24 protein-coding genes and 1 pseudogene are annotated in these 26,200 nt (G+C 72.3%); 17 read left to right on the top strand and 8 right to left on the bottom strand.

All coding sequences use genetic code 11. The features are described from left to right. From ACFP2V_RS38785 to ACFP2V_RS34295, 5 genes and pseudogenes are all read left to right on the top strand, one after another. Positions 1-102 (top strand): annotated as a pseudogene (locus ACFP2V_RS38785) (alpha-glucosidase C-terminal domain-containing protein); the annotation flags it as partial. A gap of 28 nt (positions 103-130) precedes the next feature. Next, on the top strand, positions 131-1,489 hold the full coding sequence (locus tag ACFP2V_RS34310; protein WP_381219229.1) for a maltokinase N-terminal cap-like domain-containing protein: 1,359 nt from the start codon (positions 131-133) through the stop codon (positions 1,487-1,489). 3 nt (positions 1,490-1,492) lie between these two features. Beyond that, positions 1,493-3,721 (top strand): 1,4-alpha-glucan branching enzyme, encoded by a 2,229-nt coding sequence (gene glgB / locus ACFP2V_RS34305; protein ID WP_381219226.1) that lies wholly within the window; start codon positions 1,493-1,495, stop codon positions 3,719-3,721. A 278-nt stretch (positions 3,722-3,999) separates the two neighbouring features. After that, positions 4,000-5,904, top strand: a complete 1,905-nt coding sequence (locus ACFP2V_RS34300) for an AMP-dependent synthetase/ligase (protein ID WP_381219224.1) — start codon at positions 4,000-4,002, stop codon at positions 5,902-5,904. A 148-nt stretch (positions 5,905-6,052) separates the two neighbouring features. Continuing rightward, on the top strand, positions 6,053-6,487 hold the full coding sequence (locus tag ACFP2V_RS34295; RefSeq protein WP_381219222.1) for an ATP-binding protein: 435 nt from the start codon (positions 6,053-6,055) through the stop codon (positions 6,485-6,487). An 81-nt stretch (positions 6,488-6,568) separates the two neighbouring features. Here the strand turns inward: ACFP2V_RS34295 and ACFP2V_RS34290 are convergent, their stop codons facing one another. Beyond that, positions 6,569-6,973, bottom strand: coding sequence for a PRC-barrel domain-containing protein (locus ACFP2V_RS34290; protein WP_381219220.1), 405 nt, complete (start codon positions 6,971-6,973; stop codon positions 6,569-6,571). Positions 6,974-7,238: 265 nt separating this feature from the next. Here ACFP2V_RS34290 and ACFP2V_RS34285 point away from each other — a divergent pair, with 265 nt between their 5' ends. The 8 genes from ACFP2V_RS34285 (at position 7,239) to ACFP2V_RS34250 (ending at position 16,575) form a co-directional block, all read left to right on the top strand. Continuing rightward, on the top strand, positions 7,239-7,646 hold the full coding sequence (locus ACFP2V_RS34285; RefSeq protein ID WP_381219218.1) for an STAS domain-containing protein: 408 nt from the start codon (positions 7,239-7,241) through the stop codon (positions 7,644-7,646). A gap of 225 nt (positions 7,647-7,871) precedes the next feature. Then, on the top strand, positions 7,872-8,771 hold the full coding sequence (locus ACFP2V_RS34280) for an STAS domain-containing protein (RefSeq protein ID WP_381219216.1): 900 nt from the start codon (positions 7,872-7,874) through the stop codon (positions 8,769-8,771). After that, entirely contained in the window at positions 8,768-9,187 is a 420-nt protein-coding gene (locus ACFP2V_RS34275; protein ID WP_381219214.1) for an STAS domain-containing protein, read from the top strand. Before ACFP2V_RS34280 ends, ACFP2V_RS34275 begins: the two co-directional genes overlap by 4 nt. Further along, positions 9,187-9,627 carry an anti-sigma regulatory factor gene (locus ACFP2V_RS34270; RefSeq protein ID WP_381219212.1) on the top strand — a complete coding sequence of 147 codons (441 nt, stop codon included), beginning with the start codon at positions 9,187-9,189 and terminating at the stop codon, positions 9,625-9,627. The genes ACFP2V_RS34275 and ACFP2V_RS34270 overlap by 1 nt, the downstream gene beginning before the upstream one ends. Then, on the top strand, positions 9,627-10,703 hold the full coding sequence (locus ACFP2V_RS34265) for a SpoIIE family protein phosphatase (protein ID WP_381219210.1): 1,077 nt from the start codon (positions 9,627-9,629) through the stop codon (positions 10,701-10,703). The genes ACFP2V_RS34270 and ACFP2V_RS34265 overlap by 1 nt, the downstream gene beginning before the upstream one ends. Next, entirely contained in the window at positions 10,700-12,460 is a 1,761-nt protein-coding gene (locus ACFP2V_RS34260; RefSeq protein ID WP_381219208.1) for a PP2C family protein-serine/threonine phosphatase, read from the top strand. Before ACFP2V_RS34265 ends, ACFP2V_RS34260 begins: the two co-directional genes overlap by 4 nt. Before the next feature lie 293 nt (positions 12,461-12,753). Then, positions 12,754-14,130: an NAD(P)/FAD-dependent oxidoreductase gene (locus ACFP2V_RS34255; RefSeq protein WP_381219206.1), complete on the top strand. Its 1,377-nt coding sequence runs from the start codon at positions 12,754-12,756 to the stop codon at positions 14,128-14,130. Between the two features lie 141 nt (positions 14,131-14,271). Next, positions 14,272-16,575, top strand: a complete 2,304-nt coding sequence (locus tag ACFP2V_RS34250; RefSeq protein ID WP_381219204.1) for an FUSC family protein — start codon at positions 14,272-14,274, stop codon at positions 16,573-16,575. Positions 16,576-16,610: 35 nt separating this feature from the next. Here ACFP2V_RS34250 and ACFP2V_RS34245 read toward each other — a convergent pair whose 3' ends face one another. From ACFP2V_RS34245 to ACFP2V_RS34235, 3 genes are all read right to left on the bottom strand, one after another. After that, a complete protein-coding gene (locus ACFP2V_RS34245) occupies positions 16,611-17,042 on the bottom strand; it encodes a hypothetical protein (protein WP_381219202.1) in 432 nt (143 codons plus the stop codon). Next, a complete protein-coding gene (locus ACFP2V_RS34240) occupies positions 17,042-17,884 on the bottom strand; it encodes a SigB/SigF/SigG family RNA polymerase sigma factor (protein ID WP_381219200.1) in 843 nt (280 codons plus the stop codon). Before ACFP2V_RS34240 ends, ACFP2V_RS34245 begins: the two co-directional genes overlap by 1 nt. Before the next feature lie 204 nt (positions 17,885-18,088). After that, entirely contained in the window at positions 18,089-18,517 is a 429-nt protein-coding gene (locus tag ACFP2V_RS34235) for an ATP-binding protein (protein ID WP_381219198.1), read from the bottom strand. 467 nt (positions 18,518-18,984) lie between these two features. Between ACFP2V_RS34235 and ACFP2V_RS34230 the strand changes: the two genes are divergently transcribed. Continuing rightward, positions 18,985-19,440, top strand: coding sequence for a cyclic nucleotide-binding domain-containing protein (locus ACFP2V_RS34230; protein ID WP_381219196.1), 456 nt, complete (start codon positions 18,985-18,987; stop codon positions 19,438-19,440). Positions 19,441-19,481: 41 nt separating this feature from the next. Here ACFP2V_RS34230 and ACFP2V_RS34225 read toward each other — a convergent pair whose 3' ends face one another. Further along, positions 19,482-20,888, bottom strand: coding sequence for an MFS transporter (locus tag ACFP2V_RS34225; RefSeq protein WP_381219194.1), 1,407 nt, complete (start codon positions 20,886-20,888; stop codon positions 19,482-19,484). A gap of 76 nt (positions 20,889-20,964) precedes the next feature. Further along, a complete protein-coding gene (locus ACFP2V_RS34220) occupies positions 20,965-21,582 on the bottom strand; it encodes a LysE/ArgO family amino acid transporter (RefSeq protein WP_381219192.1) in 618 nt (205 codons plus the stop codon). A gap of 70 nt (positions 21,583-21,652) precedes the next feature. Here ACFP2V_RS34220 and ACFP2V_RS34215 point away from each other — a divergent pair, with 70 nt between their 5' ends. From ACFP2V_RS34215 to ACFP2V_RS34205, 3 genes are all read left to right on the top strand, one after another. After that, positions 21,653-22,549, top strand: a complete 897-nt coding sequence (locus ACFP2V_RS34215) for a LysR family transcriptional regulator ArgP (RefSeq protein WP_381219190.1) — start codon at positions 21,653-21,655, stop codon at positions 22,547-22,549. 170 nt (positions 22,550-22,719) lie between these two features. After that, positions 22,720-22,965: a WhiB family transcriptional regulator gene (locus ACFP2V_RS34210; protein ID WP_381219188.1), complete on the top strand. Its 246-nt coding sequence runs from the start codon at positions 22,720-22,722 to the stop codon at positions 22,963-22,965. 102 nt (positions 22,966-23,067) lie between these two features. After that, positions 23,068-23,418, top strand: a complete 351-nt coding sequence (locus tag ACFP2V_RS34205) for a DUF488 domain-containing protein (protein WP_381219186.1) — start codon at positions 23,068-23,070, stop codon at positions 23,416-23,418. 98 nt (positions 23,419-23,516) lie between these two features. Here the strand turns inward: ACFP2V_RS34205 and ACFP2V_RS34200 are convergent, their stop codons facing one another. Then, positions 23,517-25,190 (bottom strand): FAD-binding dehydrogenase, encoded by a 1,674-nt coding sequence (locus ACFP2V_RS34200; protein ID WP_381219184.1) that lies wholly within the window; start codon positions 25,188-25,190, stop codon positions 23,517-23,519. Between the two features lie 17 nt (positions 25,191-25,207). Beyond that, positions 25,208-25,861 carry a TetR/AcrR family transcriptional regulator gene (locus tag ACFP2V_RS34195; protein WP_381219182.1) on the bottom strand — a complete coding sequence of 218 codons (654 nt, stop codon included), beginning with the start codon at positions 25,859-25,861 and terminating at the stop codon, positions 25,208-25,210. Between the last annotated feature and the right edge of the window lie 339 nt (positions 25,862-26,200).

The raw sequence follows: 26,200 nt of genomic DNA, 5'->3' as shown, positions 1-26,200 counted from the left end.
GTGGGCGAACTCCCCTACCTGCTGACCCTGGCGGGGCACGGCTTCTACTGGTTCCGGCTCACCCGGGCCGCGGCCCGTACCCGCGTCGGCGGGCGACTGTGACCGTGCGCCGACGAGAGGAGGCGTCACCATGACGAAGACCGCATTCCTGCGCCCGCGAAGCGCGGCCGCCGAACCCATGGAGTCGTTCGCCGGACTGCTGCGCGAGTGGCTGCCGGAGCAGCGCTGGTTCGCCGGCAAGGACCGGCCCGTCACCGACCTCCATGTGCTGTCGATGACGGAGCTGTTCCCCGGCTGTCTGCATCTGCTGGTCCACGCCGGCCACGGCGGCGTGCCCTCTCCCGGGCACACTCCCTGGGCCGGGGACTGCTACCAGCTCCTCCTCGGCGTACGGGAGCACCCGTCGGCGCGACTGGGCCGGGCGGTCATCGGCAGGGTGCAGGACGGGCCGCTGGCCGGGCGCACGGTCTACGACGCGCTCCACGACCCGCGGTCGGCGCAGCTGCTGCTGGAACGGCTGCGGCACCCCGGCGTGGTGGGCCCGCTGCGGTTCGAGGGCGACGCGGGCCGGCGGGTGCCGACCGGGCTGGTGCCGCGGCTGCTGGACGCCGAGCAGTCCAACTCCTCGCTGGTGTACGGCGACGAGTTCATCCTGAAGGTCTTCCGGCGGATCCAGCCCGGGGTCAACCCGGATCTGGAGGTGCCGGGCGCGCTGGCACGGCAGGGCTGCCACCGGGTGCCCGCCCCGGTGGCCTGGCTGCGCACCACGCATCCGTTCAAGGCGACGCTCGGCGTCCTCCAGCCGTTCCTGCGCAATGCCTCCGACGGCTGGACGCTGGCCCTGGAGGCGCTGGCCGCCGGTGACGACTTCACCGCGCAGTCGCACGCCCTCGGCCGGGCCACCGCGGACGTGCATCTGGCGCTCGGCGCGGCCTTCCCCGTCGGCGGCCCCGGGGAGAACCGACTGACGGCGGAGGGGATGACCGAGCGTCTGACGGCCGCCGCGCACTCCCTACCCGTGCTCCAGCCGTTCGTGTCCGGGCTGAAGACGGCGTTCGCCGCGCTCGCGACCTGCGATCCAGGGCCGCCCGCCCAGCGCATCCACGGCGACCTGCACCTCGGGCAGGTGCTGCGGGCCGGACGCGACTGGTTCGTCATCGACTTCGAGGGCGAGCCGTCCCGGCCTCTCTCCGAACGGCGCAGCGCCCACTCCCCCCTCCGGGACATCGCCGGGATGCTGCGCTCGTTCGACTACGCCGCCCGCCAGCGCCGCCCCTGGCGCCCGGAGTGGGCGCGCCGCTGTCGCGAGGCCTACTGCGCGGGCTACGCGGCCCGCGCCGGCTGGGACCCGCGCAAGAAGCACGGCCTGCTCCGTGCCTATGAGACGGACCGGGCCGTGTACGAGGTGCTGTACGAGGCCCGGCACCGACCCGACTGGCTGCCCGTACCCATGGCGGCGATCGAGCGCCTCGCCGTGAGAGGAGACTGAACCGTGGCCCTGCACGACACCCCGCTTCCCGAGTCGGCCGGGTCCGTCCCGTCCGCCCCGAAGACGGACGGGACCGCACCTGCCCTCGACCCCGTCGACCGGGGGCGCCTGCTGGCGGGCGCCCACCACGATCCGCACGCGCTGCTCGGCGCCCACCCGGTGCCGGGCGGCATCGCCTTCCGGGCGCTGCGGCCGTTCGCGCGCACGGTGAGTGTGGTCACCGGCGGCGAGCGCGCCCCGCTCGTCTCGGAGGGCGACGGCCTCTTCTCCGGGGTGCTGCCGCTGGACGCGGTCCCCGCGTACACGCTGGTGGTGGCGTACGGCGACGAGGACGCCGCCGAGGTGCACGATCCGTACCGGATGCTGCCCTCGCTCGGCGAACTGGATCTGCATCTGATCGGCGAGGGGCGCCACGAGGAGCTGTGGACGGCGCTCGGCGCGCATCCCATGACCCACCAGGGAGTGACCGGCACCCGCTTCACCGTGTGGGCTCCGAACGCTCAGGGTGTCCGGGTCGCGGGCGACTTCTCCTGCTGGGACGGCACGGCGTTCCCGATGCGCTCGCTCGGCTCGTCCGGCGTATGGGAGTTGTTCCTGCCGGGGATCGGCGAGGGCGCCCGCTACAAGTTCGAGGTGCACTCCCGGTACGGCGGACGGACCCTCAAGGCCGACCCGATGGCGCGTCGCGCGGAGGAACCGCCGAACACCGCGTCGATCGTGACGGCCTCGCACTACACGTGGGACGACGCCGCGTGGATGAAGCGCCGCGCTCGAGTGCCCGTGCACGAGGCGCCGTTCTCGGTGTACGAGGTCCATCTGCCTTCCTGGCGACCGGGCCTGACGTATCGCGAGCTTGCCGAGGTGCTGCCGGCCTACGTCAAGGACCTCGGCTTCACCCATGTCGAGCTGATGCCGGTCGCCGAGCATCCCTACGGCCCGTCCTGGGGCTACCAGGTCACCGGTTTCTACGCGCCCACGGCCCGCCTCGGCACCCCGGACGACTTCAAGTACCTGGTCGACGCCCTGCACCGGGCCGGGATCGGGGTGCTGATGGACTGGGTGCCGGCCCACTTCCCGAAGGACGACTGGGCGCTGGCCCGGTTCGACGGGGACCCGCTGTACGAGCCGGGGGACGCCCGGCGGGCGGAGCACCCGGACTGGGGGACGTACACGTTCGACTTCGCCCGGACCGAGGTACGCAACTTCCTGGTCGCCAACGCCGTGTACTGGTGCCAGGAGTTCCACATCGACGGGCTGCGCGTGGACGCCGTCGCCTCGATGCTCTACCTGGACTACTCGCGGGACTCCGGCCAGTGGGAGCCCAATGTGCACGGCGGCCGGGAGGACCTGGCGGCGGTGGCGTTCCTGCAGGAGATGAACGCGACCGTGTACCGGAGGTGCCCGGGAGTGGTGACGATCGCGGAGGAGTCGACCGCGTGGGACGGGGTGACCCGGCCCACCGACACCGGCGGCCTGGGGTTCGGCCTGAAGTGGAACATGGGCTGGATGCACGACTCGCTGCAGTACATGAGCCACGAGCCGGTCCACCGCGCGTACCACCACCACGAGATGACGTTCTCGATGGTGTACGCCTACAGCGAGAACTACGTGCTGCCGATCTCCCACGACGAGGTCGTGCACGGCAAGCAGGCCCTCGTGTCGAAGATGCCCGGAGACTGGTGGCAGCGGCGGGCGAACACCCGGGCCTATCTCGGCTTCATGTGGGCCCATCCCGGCAAGCAACTGCTTTTCATGGGGCAGGAGTTCGCGCAGGGCGCCGAGTGGTCCCAGGAGCACGGCCCGGAGTGGTGGCTGCTGGACGACGCGTACCACTCCGCGGGCGACCACCGCGGCGTACAGGACCTGGTGCGCGACCTCAACGCCCGCTACCGGGCGACGGACGCCCTGTGGCAGCGGGACACCGATCCGGCCGGGTTCCGCTGGGTGTCGGTGGACGCGGCCGAGGACAACGTGCTCGCGTTCCTGCGGTACGACGCCGGGGGCCGGCCGCTGCTCTCGGTGTCGAACTTCTCCCCCGTCGTCCGGCACGACCACCGGCTCGGGGTACCCGACGACGTGGTCGCCTGGCGGGAGGTCCTCAACACGGACGCGGCCCGCTACGGCGGCGGCGGCGTCGTCACCAACCCCGACCCGGTCAAGCCCGAGGACGGCAGCGTCGGCATCACCCTCCCGCCCCTCGCGACGGTGTGGCTGGTGCCGCACGACCTGTGAGCCCGGCGGTCCTCCCGCGCACGCCCCCTGCACCCGCGTCCGGACGGCGACCGGCGCGGGTACGGCGCGTACCGGCGGAATGCCGGGGTGGAGGGCGCGGGCGGGGAATACGGAGCGGAATGTACGGGCAGGCTCGGGCCACCAAGGCGACATGATCATCAGTGTGGCCACAGTTCCGGCGATCCGGCCCCGGAACGCTCGGGCTCGGCTACATTCAGGCACCGCCGATGACTCCGCTCGTCGGCCGAGTCACAGCCCGTACATGTCAGGAGCAGTGCATGCGCGACCTCGCTCTCGCTCCCCAGGCCGCCTCACCCCTGACGGGCGGCCTCGCGGACAGCCTCTTCGAGACGGCGGCCGAGAGTCCGAATCTGCCGATGCTCGCCCGCCGCGCCGACCCGGCCTCCGCGTCCTGGGAGGAGGTCACCGCGCTGGAGTTCCGCGACCAGGTCGTCGACCTGGCCAAGGGGCTGGTCGCCTCCGGGCTGTCCCCGGGCAACCGTGTGGCGATCATGGCGCGGACCCGTTACGAGTGGACGGTCCTGTGCTACGCGCTGTGGACCGTGGGCGCCGAGGTCGTCCCCATCTATCCGACCTCGTCGCGGGAGCAGGTGGAGTGGATTCTCAGGGACTCCGGATGCGTGGCCGTGGTGGTCGAGGACGAGCAGGGTGTGATGACCGTCGGGTCCGTGTGCGCCGCGCTGCCGCGCCTGCGGCATGTCTGGCAGCTGGACTCGGGTGCGCTGGACCAGCTGGTGGCGCGCGGCGAGTACATACCGCCGGCCACGGTCGACTCGCTGCGCCGGATCGTGCTGCCGGACTCCACGGCCGTGATCGCCTACACGTCCGGCACCTCGGGACAGGCGATGGGCTGCGCGCTGAGCCACCGCAACCTGGCCGCCCCCTGCGACACCCTGTTGGAGGGCTGGTCCCGGACGGTGGCGGAGCCGGGCGAGCAGGGCGTGGTCCTCGCCTTCCTGCCGTTCTCCCATGTGTACGGGCTGATGATCCAGGGGCTGTGTGTACGGGGCGGCCTGCTGATGGGGCACGAGCCCGATCTCGGCTCGGAGGCCCTGTCCTCGGCCCTGCGCACCCTGAGGCCCACCTATCTGTACGCGGTCCCCTCGCTGCTGGAGAAGATCTACAAGAACTTTCTGCGCGCCTCGCAGCAGGCGGGCCGCGGGGCCCTGTTCGAGCGGGCCGCCGACACGGCCCGTGACTTCGCCGCCGCCGTGGAGCGGCAGCGGCTGGGCCGGGGCCCGGGGCCCGGCTTCGACCTGCGGCTGCAGCACGCCCTGTACGAGCGGACGGTGTACCGCAGGCTGCGGGCCGCGCTGGGCGGCCGGGTGCGCAGGGCCACCTCGGGCGGCTCGACACTCAGCCGCGATCTGTCCCTCTTCTACGAGGGCATCGGCATCTACGTCCACGACGGCTACGGGCTCACCGAGACCGGCGGCGGAGTGACGATGCAGCCGCTCGGCCGGGAGAAGTCCGGCACCGTCGGACGGGCGCTGCCGGGCAACGAGATCCGGGTCGCCGACGACGGGGAGATCCTGGTGCGCGGGCCGTCGGTGTTCCAGGGCTATGCGGGCGACGAGGCCGCCACCCTGACCGCACTGGCCGGTGGCTGGCTGGCCACGGGGGACATCGGCCGGTTGGACCCGGAGGGCTATCTGACGATCACCGGCCGCAAGAAGGACATCATCATCACCAGCAGCGGCAAAAGTGTCGCGCCTGCGGCCCTGGAACAGCGCCTGCGGATGCACCCACTCGTCCACCAGGCCGTCGTGGTGGGCGACGACCGGCCCTGTGTGGGGGCTCTGATCACGCTGGACCCGGAGTTTCTCACGCACTGGCGCGGGGCGCTTTCGCTGCCGGGCGACGCGCCCACGCGCGAGGCCCGGGAGGAGAACGCGTTGCGTGAGGAGATCGCGAGGGCGGTCGCCGCGGCGAACAGCAGCGTGTCGCGTTCGGAGTCGATCCGGGTGTTCCGGGTGCTGCCGGAGCCGTTCGACGTGACCAACGGGCTGCTGACGCCGTCGATGAAACTGCGCCGGGACGAGATCGTGCAGCGCTACGCCCTGGAGATCGACGCGATGTACCACTCCCGTTCGCGTCCGGAGCGGGATCTTGTGCCGGAGGAGCCGTCGGTCTGGGACGACTCGGACAACGTCTTCCGCTGACCGCCGGGGGTGACGTGCCCGTCACCCCCGGCTCACTCGGATACGGGCGCGTAGGGTCCGGCGACCCGGGAACCCACAGACCAGGAGAACGAAGGAACGCACGGTACATGAACGACTGGCCCGTGGTAGCCGGGGCAGGGAAGGCGACATGGCATCCGAGCCGCACAGGGACAGGTCACTGGCCGCAGAGGAGATCACGGAACGCGTCGTCGGCTTCCCCGGGGAGCTGCACGATGTCACCGACGCACGCCTGGTGGCGGAGGAGTTTCTCCTCGACCTGGCCCGCGTCTCCCCGCCGACGGCCCCGGAGCACTGGGACGACATCCTCCTGGTGGTCACGGAACTCGCCGCCAACGCGGTCCAGTACGCGCCGGGACCGTTCCGGATGCGGCTGCGCAGGACGTTCGACGGGGTGCACGTGGTGATGCACGACACGAGCACCACCGAGCCCGCGCCCCGGCCCTTCAGGCCGAGCCGCGGCGGGGGCGGGATCGGCTGGCATCTGATCCACACACTGTGCGATCAGGTCAGCGTGGTCGGCACCGCCGACGGCAAGGACATCCATGTGTTCCTGCCCTGGTGACAGCCGTCTGCCCCGGTGATGCCCGCGCCGGGCTCCGTACGGTGCCGGTCGGCGCCCGGTACGGGGATCACCGGGCGACGGTCATCCGGCCGGGGTGCCGGGAGCGTGCCCGGGCGGGGGCCCGGGCCGTGTCAGCGCCCAGTAGTAGTCGCCGACCGTCGTGAGGTAGCCCGGGTCCATGGTCTCGCTGTCGGTCCTGAATCGGGGCGCGGCCTTCACCTCGGACCTGGTACAGGACACGGTGATCTTCCGCTCGCCGGTGTCGACGGCGGCAACGACGCCGACAGGTACGAGGAGACTCCGGCCGAACACCCAGACGCCCGTGTCGACGACCAGGTGCCGCATGGCGTGATGGTCGGCCTGCCGGTCCACATGGCCGATGGTGCTGCCGTCGCTCGCGACGACGGTGTATCCCGTGAGGTCCGGATCCTGCCCCTGGGCGGGACCCAGCTCCGGCGCGTATGACCAGATGCTGTCCGTGGGCACGCTGCTCCTTGCCTCCCCTGCTGGTGGTGATCCCGGAGCGGGCGGGACCCGCTCTCCGGTCCCATCCGTCTCCACAGCAGCCAACTACCCGCCTGGAGCGGGCGCATTCGGCTGGCGAAGGCACAAAACCTGCACAGGTCCAGGCCTGTTCCGAAAGCCTCGTCCACCGGACCTGCTCGCACGGACCGGCATGACGTGGCGCTCCCGGGGTAGGCGGCTGCCCGTGCGGCCGGACCCGGCCGTCGGCTCGATGTGGGAGGTATGTGTGTCCATGGCCCTGAACCCGCTGTCCGTGGAGGTGACCGTGATCCGGGAGGATGTCGCCCTGTTCACGGTGCAGGGCGACCTGGACGCCGACACCGCGACCGAGTTCCAGCATCACCTGGCCAACCAGCTCCATCACGGGCGCCGGCACTTCCTGCTGGACCTGGCGGCGGTCCCCTTCATGGACTCGTCCGGAATGAACATCGTCCTGCGCGTCTACCAGGAAGCCCGGGAACTGCCGGGCAGCGTGCACATCATTTCCCCCGCGCCCGCGGTGCGCCGCATCCTGGACCTGACCGGCGTGAGCATCACGGTCCCGGTGTCCCAGAACGCCGAGGAGGCACTGGAGCGGGTGGACGGCACGCCCGGCGCATCACCGCGGCCGGAACCGGGACGACCGAAGTCCTGAGCCGAGTGTCCGCGGAGGTCCGGCGCACCATCGCGTCGGACCTCCGCGGCTCCCGCGCGAGCGGCGGTGCCCGGCGCGCGGGAGCCGCCGTCTGCGGGATCCCTACTCCGGCACGGGATGCCGCACGGGTCCGGAGCGTCGTTAGAGTGGTCGTCCGGCCAGGTCCCGACACCCTTTCGTGACCCGGCGCGGTATCGGTGCGGAAACGACGAGGAGGAGACACAGGTGCCTGAGCACGAAGCGGGCGGACCGCTGGGAACGCCGACGCTCGAGGTCAGGGACTTCCTGCGGCGCAGGCGTGAGCAGATCGCGCAGCGGTGGGCGGACGAACCCCTGTTCCGTACGGTGTTCACCCTCTCGCGCGACGAAGCGGTCGAGGCCGGCAAGGCGATTGTCGACGCCCTGGTCCAAGTCGCCGATGCGCAGCGGGTCGAGGACTCGGACGCCGCCGGATTCACCGGTGTGCGGGAGCAGTTGGCGCGGATGAGCGCGTCCCGCTCCCGGGCGGGGCTGTCCACCACACAGGTGTCGAACGAGCTGGCCGCCCTGTGTCCGCCGGTCGACAAGCTCCTCGCCGCCGAACTGGAGGAGCTGTCGACCGAGGAGCTGCGGGCCTGCACGAGCACGCTGAGCACACTCATGGGCACCCTGCGCGTGGTGGCCATGCAGACGGCGCTGAGCGAGGGACAGGCGCTCATCGACCGGCAGCGTCTGCAGCTGCTGGAGGTGGCGACGCCGGTCATCAGGCTGTGGGACGGGATCGTCGCGGTCCCGCTGATCGGGACACTCGACAGCGCCCGCAGCCAGGTCGTGATGGAGACGCTGCTGAACGCGGTGGTCGACCAGCACGCGCGGTTCGCGATCCTCGACATCACCGGGGTGCCGACGGTCGACTCGTTGGTGGCGCAGCACCTGATGAAGACGGTCGCGGCGGCCCGGCTGATGGGCGCGGAGTGCGTCGTCTCCGGTATCCGCCCGGCGATCGCGCAGACCATGGTCCACCTGGGCCTCGACCTCGGCTCCGTACTCACCCGGGCGAGCCTCGCCGACGCACTGGGCTACTGCCTGCACGAGCTGGGAGTCGCCGTCTCGAGTCCCGCGGCCGGCAGTGCGGTCCGCCGGTGAGCGAGGCTCACTCCCGCCCCGAAGCGGGACAAGTACCGGTGCTGAGGCTTGGCGACATTCTGTTGGTGACCCTCCAGGGCGACCTGCACGACAGTACGGCTCAGCGGCTCCAGCAGGACCTGTCGGAGACCATTGTGAGCGCCGGGGTCACGGGGGTGGTGATCGACATCTCCGGCGTGGAGATCGTCGACTCCTTTCTCGGGCGGGTGCTCGCCGAGATCGCGGCGCAGGCGTCGCTGCTCGCCGCGCGGACCGTGGTGGCCGGGATGCGACCCGCGGTCGCCATCACGCTGGTGGAGCTGGGACTGACGCTGCCGGGGCTGCGTACCGCGCTCGACGCCCAGGCGGCGATGGCCCTGCTCGAGCAGCCCGTCGTGCTGACGCGCGCGGACGGTATGCGCCGGGAGCGTGCGTGATGCCCACCGCCTCGGAGATCGAGGCCTGCCTGCCCATCCGTTCGGACATGGACCTGGTGTGGGTGCGCCAGCATGTGCGGCAGGCAGCCGCCCTGCTCGGCTTCGGCCTGGTGGACCAGACGAAGCTGGTCACCGCGGCCAGCGAGCTGGCACGCAACACCCTGGTGCACGGCGGGGGCGGACAGATGGACGCCGCCACGGTGACCGCCGGGTTCGGCCAGGGGCTGCGGCTGACGTTCAGTGACACCGGGCCGGGCATTCCCGACCTCGACCGCGCGCTCAGTGACGGCTTCACCTCCGGCGACGGGCTGGGGATGGGCCTGGGCGGTGCCCGGCGCCTTGTGCACGAGTTCGAGGTCGAGAGTGCGACAGGGTCGGGAACCACGGTGCGGGTGACCTCGTGGGTGAACCGGCCGCCCCGAGCGCGGGAGGCGGTCTGATGCCCCGCGTCTGGGACGTGCCGGTGCGGGACTCCACCCGCGTACGGGACGTCCGCGTCGCCGCCGAGGACGCGGCGGCCCTGGCCGGTCTCGACGAGCGGGGCACCGCGGCCGTGTCCCTGGTGGCCACGGAGCTCGCCACCAATCTCCTCAAGCACGCGCGGGACGGTGAGGTGCTCGTCGACGTGGTGGAGCCTCCGGTGCTGCGCGAGGGCGGGCAGGCGCGGGTCGTGCAGATCGCGGCGATCGACCACGGGCCCGGGATCGCCGATGTGGCCGGGGCGCTGCGGGACGGGTTCAGCACGACCCGCTCGCTGGGCGCGGGCCTCGGCACCTGCCGGCGGCTCTCGGACGACTTCGGCCTGCACAGCGTCCTCGGCCGGGGCACGGTGGCGGTGGCCCGCGTGGGGCACGGCACTTCCCCGGCGCCCGGCGGGGACAGTCGGGACGGCGGCCCGCGGGTGCCGGTGATCCGTGCCGGCGGGGTCAATGTCCCCTATGCAGGGGCCGATCACTCGGGGGACGCCTGGACCTGGGTCAGGTCCGGTGACCGGCACACCCTGATGCTGGCCGACGGGCTGGGCCACGGCCCCGAGGCGGCCCGCGCCTCGACCGCCGCGGTGGAAGCGGTGTGCGGCCGGCCTCATCTCGGTCCTGCCGAGATGCTGCGCCTGCTGCATGTGGAGCTGGGCGCCACCCGGGGCGCGGCCGTCGCGGTGGCCCAGCTGGACGCCCGGTCCGGGCGGCTGTGGTTCGCCGGGATCGGCAACATCGGGGCCCGGATGAGGGAGGGCGACCGGTGGCGGGCCCTGCTCTCCAGGCCCGGCATCGTCGGGGTCCACCGGCCCGGCACCGTGCGCGAGGACGAGTTCGCGTGGTCCGCCGACAGCATACTGTTCCTTCACACCGACGGGCTCCCCAGCCGCTGGACCCCTCCGTCGGACCCGGGTACGGCGGCGGCCGACCCGGCCGTGACGGCCGCCGTGGCGATCCGTGACGCGGGAAGCGCCGCCCGCCCCGTGCGGGACGACACCGCGGTGGCCGTCATGACCTCCTCACCACCGGACCATCCATGACGAACACATGGCAGATCGATGGCGTGACCGATGCGGCTGCCGCGCGTGCGGCTGCCGCGCGGCTCGCCGCCCGTCACGGGGTCCCGGCCGTCGAGCGGGCCCGGTGGGCCGCGGCGCTCGGCGCCCGGCTGCGGCAATGCCTCGCCGAGGGCGGCACCTGGCGGCTCACCCTCGGAGTGCGTGGCACGGACCGTGGAGAGGGTGAGCTGCACGCCGTACTGGCGCCCCCACCGGACGCGTCCGCTGCCGGAGAGGGAACACGGTGGGAGACGACGGTCCCGTTGCCCGTGGCGGACCGGCCGGGCGGCGACAGCGACAGCGACAGCGACAGCGACAGCGACAGCGACAGCGACATGGTGCCCGGGGACGATCCGGCAGTCCTGTCCCAGGCTCTGATGAGCACCGACGAGGACACCGCCCAGGTGCTCGACCTGCTCGCCGAGCAGGAGGCGCTGGTCGCCTTCCACCGGGAGGAGCTGCACCAGACCAACCAGGGCGTCCTGGCCCTGCACGCCGAGCTCGACGCGGCGGGCCGCGCCCAGCAGGAGGCTTTCGCCGCCGAGCGCCGGGCCCGCAACGAGGCGGAGAACGCCCGCCGCAGGCTGACCTTCCTGGCGGACGCCAGCGCCGTGCTGAACACCTCGCTGAACCACGGCGAGATCATGCGCCGACTGCCCGAACTGCTGGTGCCGCGGTACGCGTCCCACGTCAACGTATGGCTGTTCGACGAGGAGGACGATCCGCACCGCCCTCTGCCCCGTCCGGCCGCGACGGTGCGCGCGGCCCGCACCGGACGGCCGCAGTACGCCGCCGGCCATCCCGGCGGGCTGCGCGGCGTGGACGACCAGCCGCCCTCCGTACTCCACCCCGACCGGCCCCTGCTGTGCGTCCCGCTGTTGACGCACCGGGCGCCGCTGGGCGTGCTCACGCTCTCGCCGCCCGGTGAGCGCTGGGATCCGGACGACGCGGTGATGCTGCTCGAGCTCACCCGCAGGGCCGGTATCGCCATCGACAACGCCCGCCGCTTCGAGCACAACCGGGACATCGCCGAGACGTTGCAGCGCGCCCTGCTCACCGAACTGCCCACGACGCCGGGGCTGAGTCTGGCCGCACGGTATCTTCCGGCCACCCACGGCATGAACATCGGCGGCGACTGGTACGACGCCTTCCACCGGCCGGACGGGAGTCTGATCACGGTCATCGGCGACGTGACCGGGCACGGGCTGCACGCGGCGGTCATGATGAGCCAGTTGCGCACCGCGCTGCGCGCCTACGCCGTCGACGACGGCAGCCCCGGCGGGCTGCTGACCCGGCTGCACAAGTTCCTGCACCAGCTCCAGCCGAATCTGTACGCCACAGCGGTCATCGCCCGGTTCCACCCGGACGAGTCCACGCTGACGTGGGCCGCCGCGGGGCATCCACCGCCGGTGCTGCGGCTGCCCGACGGGCGGGTGCGCACCCTGGACGCCAAGCCGGGCGCGATGCTCGGCATCCCGCTGGAACAGGAGATCGCCGATCACACCGAGCAGGTGGCACCCGGCTCGACGCTGACGCTCTACACGGACGGACTGGTCGAACGACGTGCCGAGGGCATCGATCCGGGCATCGAACGGCTCTCGGCCGCGCTCGGCTCGTTCGGCCCCGTGGAGCTCGACACGGACCTGGAGGACGCGGCGGACCGGATCCTGAACCCTCTTCTCAGCGACTCCGAGCGCGACGACGACGTCTGTCTGCTGCTCTGCCACCTGCAGGGCTGATCGCCGGTCGCCTCCCACAGGTCGCCGGTCAGGTGTACCCGCCGGACGGCCGGGCACCCACCGCAGGGGGGGCCGGAACACACGGACCGACCCGCACCACGATTCTCCCGGTGCGCTCCGGCGCCGGTGCGGGCATCGTGGTGCTGAACGTGTGCGCGTGCCGGATCGGCGTCCGGCCCCGGCGTGGAGCGCTGCCGCGCTGCGCTGCGATCAGGGAGGTGCAAGGCAGCGATCCAAGGGCAGGTGAAGGGGCGTCGACGTTCGAGACAGACCGTGTGGAGCCGCAGAAAGGGATGAGCACCGTGACACGACCCAGGATCCTGGTGGTGGGCGCAGGCTTCGCCGGAGTGGAGTGCGTCCGCCGACTGGAGCGGAGGCTCTCCCCGGGCGATGCCGAGATCACCCTGGTGACGCCGCTCTCCTACCAGCTCTATATGCCGCTGCTTCCCCAGGTCGCCTCCGGTGTGCTGACCCCGCAGTCGGTCGCCCTGTCGCTGCGCCGCAGCGCGAAGTACCGCACCCGGATCATCCCGGGCGGTGCCATCGGCGTGGATCTGAAGGCCAAGGTCTGCGTCATTCGCAGCATCACCGGCCGGATCGTCAACGAGTCGTACGACTACATCGTGCTGAGCCCCGGCAGTATCACCCGTACCTTCGACATCCCCGGGCTCACGGACCACGCGTTCGGCATGAAGACACTGGCCGAGGCCGCCTACATCCGCGACCACGTCATCACCCAGCTCGATCTCGCCGACGCGAGCGAGGATCCTGCCGAACGGACCTCGCGCCTGCAGTTCGTCGTGGTCGGCGGCGGCTACGCGGGTACCGAGACCGCCGCCTGTCTGCAGCGGCTGACCCATGCCGCCGTCGAGCGCTACCCACGACTGGACCCGGGCCTGATCAAGTGGCATCTGATCGACATCGCGCCGAAGCTCATGCCCGAACTGGGCGAGAAGCTCGGGCGCAGCGCGCAGGAGATCCTCACCCGGCGCGGCATCGAGATCTCGCTCGGCGTCTCCATCGCGAAGGCGGGGCCGACGGAGGTCACCTTCACCGACGGCCGGGTGGTTCCCACCCGCACCCTCATCTGGACGGCCGGCGTGGTCGCCAGCCCGCTGATCGCCACGCTCGGCGCGGAAACCGTGCGCGGGCGGCTCGCGGTCACCGCGGACATGTCCCTGCCGGGCGAGGACGGGGTGTTCGCCCTCGGGGACGCCGCGGCCGTGCCCGACGCCGCCAAGGGTGTGGAGGGCGCGGTGTGCCCGCCGACCGCGCAGCACGCCATCCGGCAGGGCAAGCAGGTCGCCGGCAACATCATCGCGACGCTGACCGGCCGGCCGCTTCAGCCGTACCACCACAAGGACCTCGGGCTGGTCGTGGACCTCGGCGGCACCGACGCCGTCTCCAAGCCGCTCGGTGTGGAGCTGCAGGGCCTGCCCGCTCAGGTGGTGGCCCGCGGGTACCACTGGTCGGCGCTGCGCACCAATGTCGCCAAGACGAGGGTCATGACCAGCTGGCTGCTGAACTCGATCGCCGGCGACGATTTCGTACGGACCGGTTTCCAGGCCCGCCGGCCCGCCAAGCTGAAGGACTTCGAGTACACGGACGCCTATCTGACTCCGGAGCAGGTGCGGGCGCACGTCGAGGAGACGGGCCTGCCCGTGCGGTGAGCCGGCCGTCGCGGCGGCTCCGCCCTTCCGCGGGCCGGCCCGGTCGGTTGTTCCGTCGGGTGGGAGGCCCGGCGGGTGCCGTGACGGCGCATGCCATGCTTGCGTCCTGATCAATGCGAGCTATGGGGAGTGTGCGGCGGCGTGAAGGCGGCGGGGGTCTCGGTACGGACGCGGCTGCGGGACCGCCTGGCGGCGTCCGATCCGGGGATGCTGCGGATGACGGCCGGGCTGCGGATGGTGGGATCGCTCGCGCTGACGCTGGCCGTGCTCGCCGTGACGGGGGCCGGTGTCACCCAGCTGGTGGCGGGAGCGTTGACTGCGATGGTCGCCACGTTCGCCATCCGGGAGAAACAGCGCGGAGCCCAGGCTGTCACGCTCGCCCTCGGTCTGCCGGTGGCGTTCGTGTCCGCGTCCCTGGCCGCGGTGCTGAACGAGCGGGTCGCCGTCGGGGACGTCTTCTTTGTCGTCCTCATCTTCTGCGCGGTGTATGCCCGCCGGTTCGGCGACCGGGGGACGGGGCTCGGGCTGATCGGCTTCCAAGTCTGCTTCATGTCCCTGTTCACCGGCGCGTCCACCGACGGACTGCCGGGGATCTGGACCGCCCTGGCCGTCGCGTTCGGGTGCAGTGCCGTCATGCGGTTCGCCGTCGTCCCCGTGACCCCGGCCGGGCTCCTCGCGCGGCTGCGGGAGGCCTTCCGTGCCCGGCTGGCGCAGCTCGTGACGGCGCAGCTGGCGCTGCTCGACGCCGACGGCGACGAGGTGGACGAGGCTCTGGCGGACGTCCGCGCGGGCACCGCCCGGCTGCACGAGACGGCTCTGATGATCCAGACCCGGCTGGAGCGGGGCACCCCCGACGCGTCGTCGGCACGACTGGTGCAGCGCCGGATCGCGGACGCCGAGGTTGCCGCCGAGCGGCTCGGTCTGCTGCTGCTCACCGCCCGCAGCGCCGAACGCGCGGACACGCTGACCCTGCATCTGCCGGGCGCGCCCGCCCCGGAGGCCGGCCGTATGTCCGCGCCCGACGAGGCCACCGCAGCGCTGCGCCGCGATCTGCTCGCCCTGCGCACCCAGGTCCTGCACGCCGGGCCCGGGGTGCAGGGGACGTCGATCGCGCATGTACGCAACCGGCTGCTCGCCTACCGGGACGAGGAGAGCCTGCCGGCCTGCTCCCCGGCCGTCCAGGACGTGTTCCGGGCCATCGGCGAGGCGTCCCGTGCGGTGATGGGCCTGCGGATCGCCCTGGACGGACCGCAGGACGAGTCGGACGACACCCCCACGGCGGCCCGCTCACGGGAGGAGCTGGACGCCGAGGACGCCGCGATCGACGCCGGCAAGGAGGACGAGCCGGCCGAGGAGTCCAAGGGGCTGCAACGGCCCACCACCCGGGCCGCCGTCCAGGTCGCCGTGGGTTCGTCGCTGGCCATCGCCGGCGGTGAGCTGCTGTCCTCGCAGGGCTGGTACTGGGCGGTCCTGACCTGCTGGCTCGTCTTCATCAACACCGAGTCGACGGGCGAGATCCTGGTCAAGGGCTACCGGCGGCTGCTGGGGACGGTGCTCGGCGTCATCGCCGGCATCGCGCTGGCGGGGCTGGTGGGCGGGCACACCTGGACCGCGTTCGCCCTGATGCTGGTGCTGATCTTCGCGGTGGCGTACACGGCACCGCTTTCGTACACGCTGATGTCGTTCTTCGTGACGGCGATGGTGGGGCTGCTGTACACGCTGCTGCACACCTACAGCTGGGAGGTGCTGGTCCTGCGCGTGGCCGAGACCGCGCTGGGCGCCGCCTGCGGAGTGTTCGCCGCGTTCCTGGTGCTGCCGGTGCGTACGGACCGGCGGACGAACGAGCTGCTGGGCACGGTGCTGGAACGGCTCACCGAGGTCACCGAGGCCGCCGTCGACCAGCTCAGCGGCGGGCCCGCCGCCGACCTGCTGGACCGGGCGCGGGAGCTGGACAAGGCGCTGGGCGAGTTGCGCGCCGCGACCCAGCCGCTCACCCATCCGGTCACTCCGCTGCGGGGCCGGCGCGACACCGCGCGGTACGTCGTCGCGCTCCTGGAGACCTGTGCCTACCACGCGCGCTCGCTGGCGGCGACGGCCGAGCTGTTGCCGACGCACCCGTCGATCGCGGCGGATCCCCGGCTGCGCGGGGCGGCGGCGCGCACCGTGCGCAACATCGCGACGATCGCTGCCCGGGCCGCGGGCGAGGACGCCACGGCCGGGATCGAGACGGGGCCGAGCTTCGCCTCACTGCTGGGCGGTTCCGGCGGCGACGGCGCGTCGCGCTACGGCCGGATCACCGGCCGGGTGCTGCGGCATCTGGAGCGGCTGGACGAAGCGGTGGTGGGCCTCGCCCGCCCGCTGGGCGTCCCGCTGGCGAGCGACGGCCGAGCGGTGAAGGCCGCGCGCTCGAAGGACGGAAGCGACACGCGCGTACGTCGTGGATAGCGGGCGGCGGGTTCAGGAGCCGGTGAGTGCCGGGTTCAGAAGTCGGTGGGAAGGCCGCTGGCCTCGGCGATGCCGCGCAGTTCGTCGTTCTGCCGGTGGCGTTGCCTGATGTAGTCGGCGATCTCGTCGAGGCGGGAGGGATCGGCGGCGGTCGTCGCGTCGGTGACCACCCTGACCGGTCCGCTCTCGTCGACCTCCAGCTCGACCACCTCGTTGTCCATGCGGCCGGTGACGGCCGTGGCGATGACGAGGGCGGCCTCGTCGCGGACCTCCTGGGGCAGTTCCTCGTCACCGCCGTCCAGGGCGAGGTCGGGACCGGACAGCCGGTGCTCCTCGATCGCCCGGAGCACCGGCTCCACCACGCGGAGCAGCAGGCGGTAGTCCTCGGTGTCCATCCGGATGCTCAGGAGGTCGAGGTAGACATCGACGGGCCGTCCGTCGTCCGGCGGAATCTCGGATTCACTCATCAGCTCCGTGCTCCCCTCATGCGGCCGCCCATGGCGTCGGCGCGTACCCGGGCACAGCTTCGGCTGATCAGCCGGGAGACGTGCATCTGGGAGATCCCGAGCTGGTCGGCTATGCGGCTCTGTGTCATGTCCTCGAAGAAGCGCATGTACAGGATGGTGCGCTCGCGTTCCGGCAGACGGCGCAGGCCCTCCTTGGCGGATTCACGGTCGACCACGACGTCGTAGGACGCGTCCGAGGCGCCCAGGGTGTCGGCCAGGCTGTAGCCGTCGTCGTCGGGCGACATCTCCGCGTCCAGCGACAGGGTGCTGAAGCTCTCCAGCGCCTCCAGTCCGGCCGCGACCTCCTCCTCGGTCAGTCCCGTGTGCCGGGCGATGTCCTCCGGGGTGGGCTCGGGGCTGCCGGGCGTCTGGGTGAGGTCCCGCCGGGCGAGCCGCACCTTGTTCCGCAGTTCCTGCACGCGGCGGGGCACCCGCAGGGCCCACATCCGGTCCCGGAAGTGCCGCTTGACCTCTCCGGTGATGGTCGGGACGGCATAGCTCTCGAAGGCTCCGCGGTCCGGGTCGAAGCGGTCCACCGCCTTCACCAGACCGAGCGCGGCCACCTGGCGCAGGTCCTCGACGGATTCGCCGCGGTCGCGGAAACGGCCGGCGATGCGGTGGGCCATGGGCAGCCACGCGGTGACGAGTTCGTCGCGCACGGCGTCCCGCTCGGGGCCGTCCTCCAGGGAGGCCAGCCGGCTGAACAGGGCGGCGGTGTCGGGGGCGTCTTCGTGTCGCCTGCGACCTCCTGCGGTCGCGGGGGCGGGGGTGTCGGGGCGGTCGGTGGACGTGTCTGTGAGCATGCGGTTTCGCTCCCGAACAGTTGTTGTCATGGGCGATCTACCGTGGGGCGGCCGCTGTGAGGACGTCCGGAGTGGGTACCACAGCAGCCGTGTCTCTCCCGCTGGTGCGCCGTCGGTCCGAAGCACAACCCTCCGACTGCCCGGTGCCCAATGGCGCAAACTCCACTTCACTTCACAAATCAGTGGAAAGTGCCCGGCGGCGGTTCAGGGCAGGGGGACCAGCGCGCTGATGCACTTGCCGCCCGCGGGCAGGCCCCGGACGCGGATGTCGCGGGACAGCAGGCAGACGATGGGCCAGCCGTGACCGCCGGGCGTGAGGCGTCCCTGCGGGCCGGCCGCCGCCCGGGCGACGGGCAGTTCCGTACTGCGGTCGCTCACCGACACCCGTACGCCAGGTCCGGCGACGTCGACCCTGACGTCGGTGACGCCGCCGCCGTGCAGGATCGCGTTCGTGGTGAGTTCGGAGGCGACGAGCAGAGCGTCCGCGAGGGCGGCGGCGTCGCACGGGGTGTGTGTGGCACGGCAGCGTTCGCACACCGCCTGCTGCACGGCCTCACGCACCTGGGCCGGCCGGTAAGGGCGCCGGGGTGCGGCCCTGACGGCGCCGGGCGGGTCCGTGTCGGGCGACTCCATGTCGGGCGGGCCTGTGTCGGGCGGTTCTGTGTCCGCTGAAAACATGTGCTCTTCGCACATTGTCCGGCTCCCTGTTCGATGAGAACGGTCACCCCCTTCCGGCTGACCCCTCATGGCACCGGCAAACCTTTCGGCCCGTTCCGGAGCGGCCCTCGTCTCCACGGCGCACCGGGGCAGCCGGTCGGCCCGACGGATGCGGCGACCGCCACCCGGAGTGAAACAGGTCACCTGACCCGATTCCGGCGACACGAGCCCCGAGAAATGGTTTATCGTTCACGCATATGTGGTGACGGAGTCGACGACCGTCCTCCCTGACCACCTTTTGCGGCCCTGGCTGGTTTCCCCCGTCCAGCCAGGGCTTTCAACACCCCGGAACACGGCGTCCACCATCGCCGAGGTGCTCCGGACGGCGGCAGCGGCTCCAATGGACGTAGGACCATCCGATGGCCCGGCGAGGAGCCCCGCCCATGACCAAAGCGATCAAACTCCTGACCGCCCTGCCCCCGCCGCAGCGGGAGCGCCTGATGGCGCTCGCACGGGAGGTGTCCTTCCCCGAGGACACCCGGATCTTCGAGGCCGGGGCCACCGCCGACCGCTTCTGGGTCGTCCGCTCCGGGGCGGTGTCGCTCGATCAGCGGGTGAACGAGTTCCAGCGGGTCACGGTCGCCACGCTCGGCGCGGGCGACCTGCTGGGCTGGTCCTGGCTCTTCCCGCCCCACGAGTGGGACTTCGGCGCCGAAGCCTTCAGCCAGGTCCGCGCCTACGAGTTCGAGGCGGCGGCCGTCCTGCAGCTGTGCGAGAAGGATCCGACGCTCGGGCTGACGCTGGTGCGCTGCGTCGCCGAGATCCTCGCGCACCGGCTGGAGGCGACGCGGGGCCGGCTGATGGAACAGCAGACGACACGCACCCGCGGAGCCCTCTGAGGCCTGTCCGGTGGCTCCCGCCGGAGCCGGGCGCGCTCGTCTCACACCCGGTAACGGCGCAGCGCCGGCATCGCGGCGGCCAGGACGAACATCGCCACGACGACCAGGAGCCCGCCGCCCGCCACGGCCGTACGGGGGCCGAGAGAGGAACCGGCGGTGCCGTGCAGGACGTCGGCGAGCCGGGGGCCGCCCGCGACGACGACCGTGAAGACGCCCTGCATCCGGCCGCGCATCTCGTCGGTCGCGGCGGAGAGCAGGATGGCCCCGCGGAAGACCATCGACACCATGTCCGCGATGCCGGCGACGGCGAGGAAGGCCACGGCGATCCACAGACTGTCGCTGAGCCCGAACCCCGTGATGGCGACGCCCCAGACCACCACGGACCCGATGACCATCCAGCCGTGCCGGCGGGCCCGGGAGAACGTGCCGGAGAAAAGTCCGCCCAGCACCGCGCCGATCGGGATCGCGGCGAACAGCAGCCCCAGCGCGAACTCTTCACCGTAGGGGGCGTACGTCTCGGCGGCGAGCTGCGGGAACAGGGCGCGGGGCATGCCGAGGACCATGGCGACGATGTCGGCGAGGAAGGACAGCAGCAGTACCGCGTGCCCGGCGATGTAGCGGAACCCGCCCACGATCTCCCGGATGCCCGCGCGCCTCGCCACCATGGCCCCGAGCGGTGGCAGGGCGGGCAGCCGGTACACCGCCCAGACGGTGACGCACAGCGCCAGCGCGTCGATCAGATACAGCTCCGCCAGCCCGACGACCGGGATGAGCGCGCCCGCGAGCAGCGGCCCCGCGACCTGGCCGGTCTGCATGACGGTGGAGCCCAGGGCGTTGGCGGCGGGCAGTTCGTCCTCGGGGACCAGGCGGGCGATGGAGGCGCTGCGGGCCGGGGCGTTCAGTCCCCAGAACGCCTGCTGCACCGCGAGCAGGACCATGAGCACGGCGACGGATTCCAGCCCGGCGGCGGCCTGCGCCCAGAAGAGCACCGAGGTGACGGCGATTCCGGTGTTGGTGATCAGCAGGAGGGTGCGGCGGTCCATGGCGTCGGCGATCGCGCCGCCCCACAGCGCGAACACGATCAGCGGCAGCAGGCCCGCCAGGCTCGCGGCGCCGACCCAGGCGGAGGAGCCGGTGATGTCGTAGATCTGCTTGGGCACGGCGACGGCAGTGAGCTGGCTGCCGACCGCGGTGACGATGGTGGACGTCCACAGTCGGCGGTAGGCCGGGCGGTGCAGGGGCCGGGTGTCCATGGCCCAGCGGCGCAGGCCGCGCGGCCGGGGCGGGGCGGGCGGTCCGGGCGGTCCGGGCACGGTCGGCTCGGGTGGGCCGGGTGGGCCGGGTGGGCCGGGCGGGCCGGCCGGCGCGGACATGGCCGGTTCGGGCGCGGCCCGCTCGGGCGCGGGCTTCTCGGCCCGGGGTTCTGTGCTGCTCTCGCTGGGGTCCACGACCGTCCCGGTTGGTGACTACATCTTGTTGCCGGGGATCACTATGGCAGCACCCGCGGCGGCACTCCCCGACGCCTCAGTTTCCGGCGATGAGTGTGCAGCCGAGGACGATCATGGTGGCCGCGACCAGGCCGTCCAGGACCCGCCAGGCGGTGGGCCGGGCGAGGAAGCGGCTCAGCAGCCGGGCGCCGAAGCCGAGGACGGCGAACCAGCAGAGGCTGGCCAGCACCGCGCCGAGCCCGAACGTCCAGCGCAGCGGCCCGTGGTCGGCGGCCACGGAGCCCAGCAGGAACACGGTGTCGAGGTAGACGTGCGGGTTGAGCCAGGTCATCGCCAGGCAGGTGAGTACGGCCCGGCGGCGCGAGGTCATGGCCTCGCCCTCCGCCTCGAGCCCGGCTCCGGCCGGCCGGACCGCCCGCCGCGCGGCCAGGACGCCGTAGCCGAGCAGGAACACTCCGCCGATCCAGCCGACCGCCGTCAGCGCGCCGGGCCACGCCACGACCAGCGCGCCGACCCCGCCGACGCCCAGGGCGATGAGCAGCGCGTCGGACACCGCGCAGATGCCCACCACGGCGAGCACCGCCTCACGGCGGACGCCCTGGCGCAGGACGAAGGCGTTCTGGGCGCCGATGGCGACGATCAGGGAGAGGCCGGTGCCGAATCCGGCGGCGGCGGTGGTCAGGGCGGCGGTCATGCACAGGACGCTAGAGGCCCCGTCCCTCTGCAGTACAGCTAATGATTCTTACGTACCCTTAGCCGATGTGATGGACGACCTTCCACTGGACCAGGTGCGGACCCTGCTCGCCGTGGTGGACGAGGGCACCTTCGACGCGGCGGCCGCGGCCCTGCATGTGACGCCCTCCGCGGTCAGCCAGCGAGTGAAGGCGCTGGAGCAGCGCACCGGGCGGGTGCTGCTGCTGCGGACCCGCCCGGTCCGGCCGACCGAGTCGGGCGAGGTGCTGGTGCGGCTGGCCCGCCAGGTGGCCCGGCTGGAGCGGGACGCGTACGCGGAGCTGGGGTTGAGCTCGGTCGGGGAGCCGACCCGGGTGTCGGTGGCGGTGAACGCGGACTCGCTGGCGACCTGGTTCCTCGGGGCCCTCACCCGCGTCCCGGGCGAGCTGCGCCTCTGCTTCGAACTGCGCCGCGAGGACGAGTCCCACACCGCCGCGCTGCTGCGGGAGGGAGTGGTGATGGCCGCGGTGACCTCCTCGCCGGACGCGGTGCCGGGCTGCTCCGTACGGCTGCTGGGGCGGATGCGCTATCTCCCCGCGGCCAGCCCGGAGTTCGCCGCGCGGCACCTCGCCGGGCCGCTGGAGGAAACGCTGCCGCGGGCGCCCGTGGTGACCTTCGACCGGCGGGACGAATTCCAGGATGCCTTCGTCCGCCGGCTCACCCGCGGCCGCACCGGGGCGAGCACGGGCCGACACCTCATTCCGACCTCGGAGGGGTTCGCCGAGGCGGTCGCCGCGGGCCTGGGCTGGGGCATGGTCCCCGAGACGCAGGCCGACCCCCTGCTGCGGGCCGGCCGACTCACCGTCTTCGCCCCGGACCGCGCGGCCGACGCGCCCCTGTACTGGCAGCAGTGGAAGCTGGACTCCCCGGCCCTGGCGGCGGTGGCCGAGGCGGTAGCGGAAACTGCGGCGACGACGCTGCGGAGTTGAGGGGTCGGTACCGTGCCGTGCCCTCAACTCCGCAGCGTCGTCGGCCGGTCGGTGGTGTCCGCGGTGACGCGCACCACCGAGGCCGCTGTTTCATCGCGTGTCGACAGGTGACCCGTAACGGAGTACGGCATCCCAAGGATGCGTATCCACTCCGAATCAGGTGATTTTCCATGGACGACTGGCGGACCCGTGCGGCCTGCCGGGACGAGGATCCCGACCTCTTCTTCCCGATCGGGACCTCCGGCCCGGCCCTTCTTCAGACGGAGCAGGCGAAGGGGGTGTGCCGACGCTGCCCCGTCCGGCAGCAGTGCCTCGACTGGGCGATGGACACGGGGCAGTCCCTCGGGGTGTGGGGCGGCACGAGCGAGACGGAGCGGCGCACGCTGAAGCGCCGTCTGAAGGCGCGACGCGCCTGAGACAGGCCCGAGTTCCGCCCTGCCTGTCCGCCGTTCCGCCCGCCGTGCCCGGCCCGGCGGGCGGCGTTAGGCTCGCCGGGAGAGCGCAGGAAGGGGCCGATCATGAGCGTGCGTGTGCGCCGTGCCTACGAACCGCCCGAGCCGGACGACGGGATCCGTGTCCTGGTCGACCGGCTGTGGCCGCGTGGCCTGGCGAAGGACCTGGCCCGCGTGGACGAGTGGCCCAAGGGGTTGACGCCGTCGACGGACCTGCGCCGCTGGTACCACACGGGCGAGCGGCCGTACGAGGAGTTCCGCGGGCGCTACGAGAAGGAGCTCGCCGTTCCCGAGGCGGCCGAACTCCTCGACCATGTGCGGGATCTGGCCGCACAGGGCAGGGTGACGCTGGTGACCGCGGCCAGGGAGCCGGAGACCAGCCACGCCGAGGTGCTGGCCCGCCTCCTCGACGACTGACACGGCTGCGTCCTCCGACCGCTCCGGTCCGCTCCGGTCTGTCCGAGGCGCCGGGGCGGCGGGCAGCAGCCATGTCCCTGCGGCCCGCCCCGAATCGGCTACGCCGTCTGCTGCGCCGCCGCCCGGCCCGCCGCGCGGCCCGAGAAGAGGCAGCCGCCGAGGAAGGTGCCCTCCAGGGCGTTGTAGCCGTGGACGCCTCCGCCGCCGAAGCCCGCGACCTCGCCCGCCGCGTACAGCCCCTCGATCGGCCTGCCCTCGCCGTCCAGCGCGCGGGAGTCGAGGTCGGTCTGGATGCCGCCGAGGGTCTTGCGGGTGAGGATGTGCAGCTTGACGCCGATCAGCGGGCCGGCGGCGGGGTCGAGGATGCGGTGCGGGGTGGCCACGCGGCCGAGGCGGTCGCCCATGTAGCGGCGGGCGTTGCGGATGCCCTGCACCTGGGCGTCCTTGCTGAAGGAGTGGCCGAGCTGCCGGTCGCGGGCCTCGATCTGGCGCCGGACGGCGGCCGCGTCGAGGAGCGGCTTGTCGGTGAGGGTGTTCATCCGCTCGACGAGCCGCTCCAGGGTCGGGGCGGTCACGAAGTCCGCGCCCTCGCGCAGGAAGGCGTCGACCGGGCCGGGGGCGCCCTTGCCCAGGACGCGTTCGCGCAGGAACCCGGTCCGGTCCTTGGCGGTGATGTCGGGGTTCTGCTCGGAGCCCGACAGTGCGAACTCCTTCTCGATGATCTTCTGAGTGAGGATGAACCAGGAGTGGTCGTAGCCGGCGATGTCCTCGGTGGTGCGCAGGTGCTTGAGCGTGCCCAGGGTGTCGTAGCCGGGGAGGCAGGGCTCGGGCAGCCGGCGGCCGAGGGCGTCGAACCACATCGAGGACGGTCCGGGCAGGATGCGGATGCCGTGGCCGTGCCAGACCGGGTCCCAGTTCCGTACGCCCTCGGTGTAGTGCCACATCCGGTCCCGGTTGACCAGGCGTGCGCCCGCGCGCTCGCTGATGCCGAGCATCCGCCCGTCCACGTGGGCGGGAACCCCCGTGACCATCTCGCGGGGCGGGGGGCCGAGCCGCTCGGGCCAGTGGCGGCGGACGATGTCGTGGTCGGCGCCGATGCCGCCGCTGGTGACGATCACGGCCTGGGCGGTGAGTTCGAAGGCACCGATCGCCTCACGGCTGGAGGCGGCGCCGCGCGGGGCGTCGTCCGGGGCGAGGACGGCGCCGCGCACTCCGGTCGCGGCGCCGTCCCGGACGACCAGTTCGTCGACCCGGTGCCGGTGGTGGAAGGTGAGCAGGCCGTCGCGCGAGGCCTGCCGGGCATGGCCGACGAAGGGTTCGACGACGCCGGTGCCGGTGCCCCAGGCGACGTGGAAGCGGGGCACGCTGTTGCCGTGCCCGTCCGCGCGGAGGTCACCGCGTTCGGCCCAGCCGACGGTGGGCAGGAAGGAGATGCCGTGCCCGGTCAGCCAGGACCGCTTCTCCCCCGCCGCCCACTCGACGTAGGCGCGCGCCCAGCGCACCGCCCAGGTGTCCTCGTCCTCGAGTCGGTCGAACCCGGCGCTGCCCTGCCAGTCGCTCCAGGCCAGATCGAAGGAGTCCTTGACGCCGAGGCGCCGCTGCTCCGGGGAGCCGACGAGGAACAGCCCGCCGAAGGACCAGAAGGCCTGTCCTCCGAGGTTGGCGGCGTTCTCCTGGTCGACGAGGGCGACCCTGCGGCCCCGGCTGGTCAGTTCGTGGGCCGCGACCAGGCCCGCGAGACCCGCTCCGACGACGATGACGTCGGCATCCATGGCGAGAAGTCCCTTCCTCATCCGCGTCGGTGCGCGGCCGGTTCGGCGCTGCCGTCGGTCAGCAGCGCGGTCAGTAGTTGCTTCAGCCAGGCGCGGGCGTGCTCGACGTCCCCGTCCAGCAGCAGTTGGGTGGTGACTCCGTCGTACGCGGCGACCACGGCGTGCGCGGCGCCCTCGACGGTGCCGAGAACGACGGGCAGTTCGGTGTGGCCGCGGGCCCGGCCCAAGTGGTCCGCGATGGCACGGCGCAGCCTGGCGCGGTGTTCCAGCAGGGTGCGGGAGACGTCGGGGTCGCGGGTGGCACGCACCAGGAAGTCGGTCTTCACCAGCAGCCAGTCCCGGTCGAGCAGCAGCACCTCGGTGACGCGGTCCACGGTGGCGGGCACGTCGAGGTCGGGGCCGCCCCCGGCAAGGGCCGCGGAGACCTGCTCGGCGATGAGCTCGGCGCGCTCCGCGTACAGGGCGAAGAACAACTCGTCCAGGGTGGCGAAGTTCGAGTAGAAGGCGCCCCTGCTGTATCCGGCGGCCTCGCAGACCTCCTCGATCGAGACGTGCCCGAAGCCCTTGGCCGCGAACACGACGAATGCAGCCCGGAGAAGGTCGGCGCGCGTGCGGAGGCGGCGTCTGGTCACCCGCCCGGCCACACGCCCGGTGCTGCCGTCCGCGGCCATCCCGCCACCTCCGTTCGATACGCGAACGTATCCGATACACCGATGTATCCATAGGCTCAGGCAGCGGGAACTTCCCGAATTCCTCGGGCTTCCCGGGCTTCCCGGGCTTCCAAGGAGGCCCCCGCCCTTAAGTGGAACGTTCATTCGCATAAGAGCCACGAGTCGGCCCGCCGGCCGCGGAGGTGCCCTGGCGGTCGGAGCGGCGCACCATGTACGACCGCGTCGTCGACGTGCCCCGGCTGCTGTCGTCATGGGCGGCCCCTGTCAGCGCGCCTGGGAACACTGAGCCTTTCCCAGTAATGGATCGTGTCGTTGTGTGATCGTTCAGATGGTGCGGTC

This window comes from Streptomyces incanus (assembly GCF_042656345.1).
Lineage (GTDB): Bacteria > Actinomycetota > Actinomycetes > Streptomycetales > Streptomycetaceae > Streptomyces > Streptomyces incanus.
The sequence above is the reverse complement of the archived record's forward strand: the minus strand, read 5'-3'. Positions and strand labels throughout refer to the sequence as shown.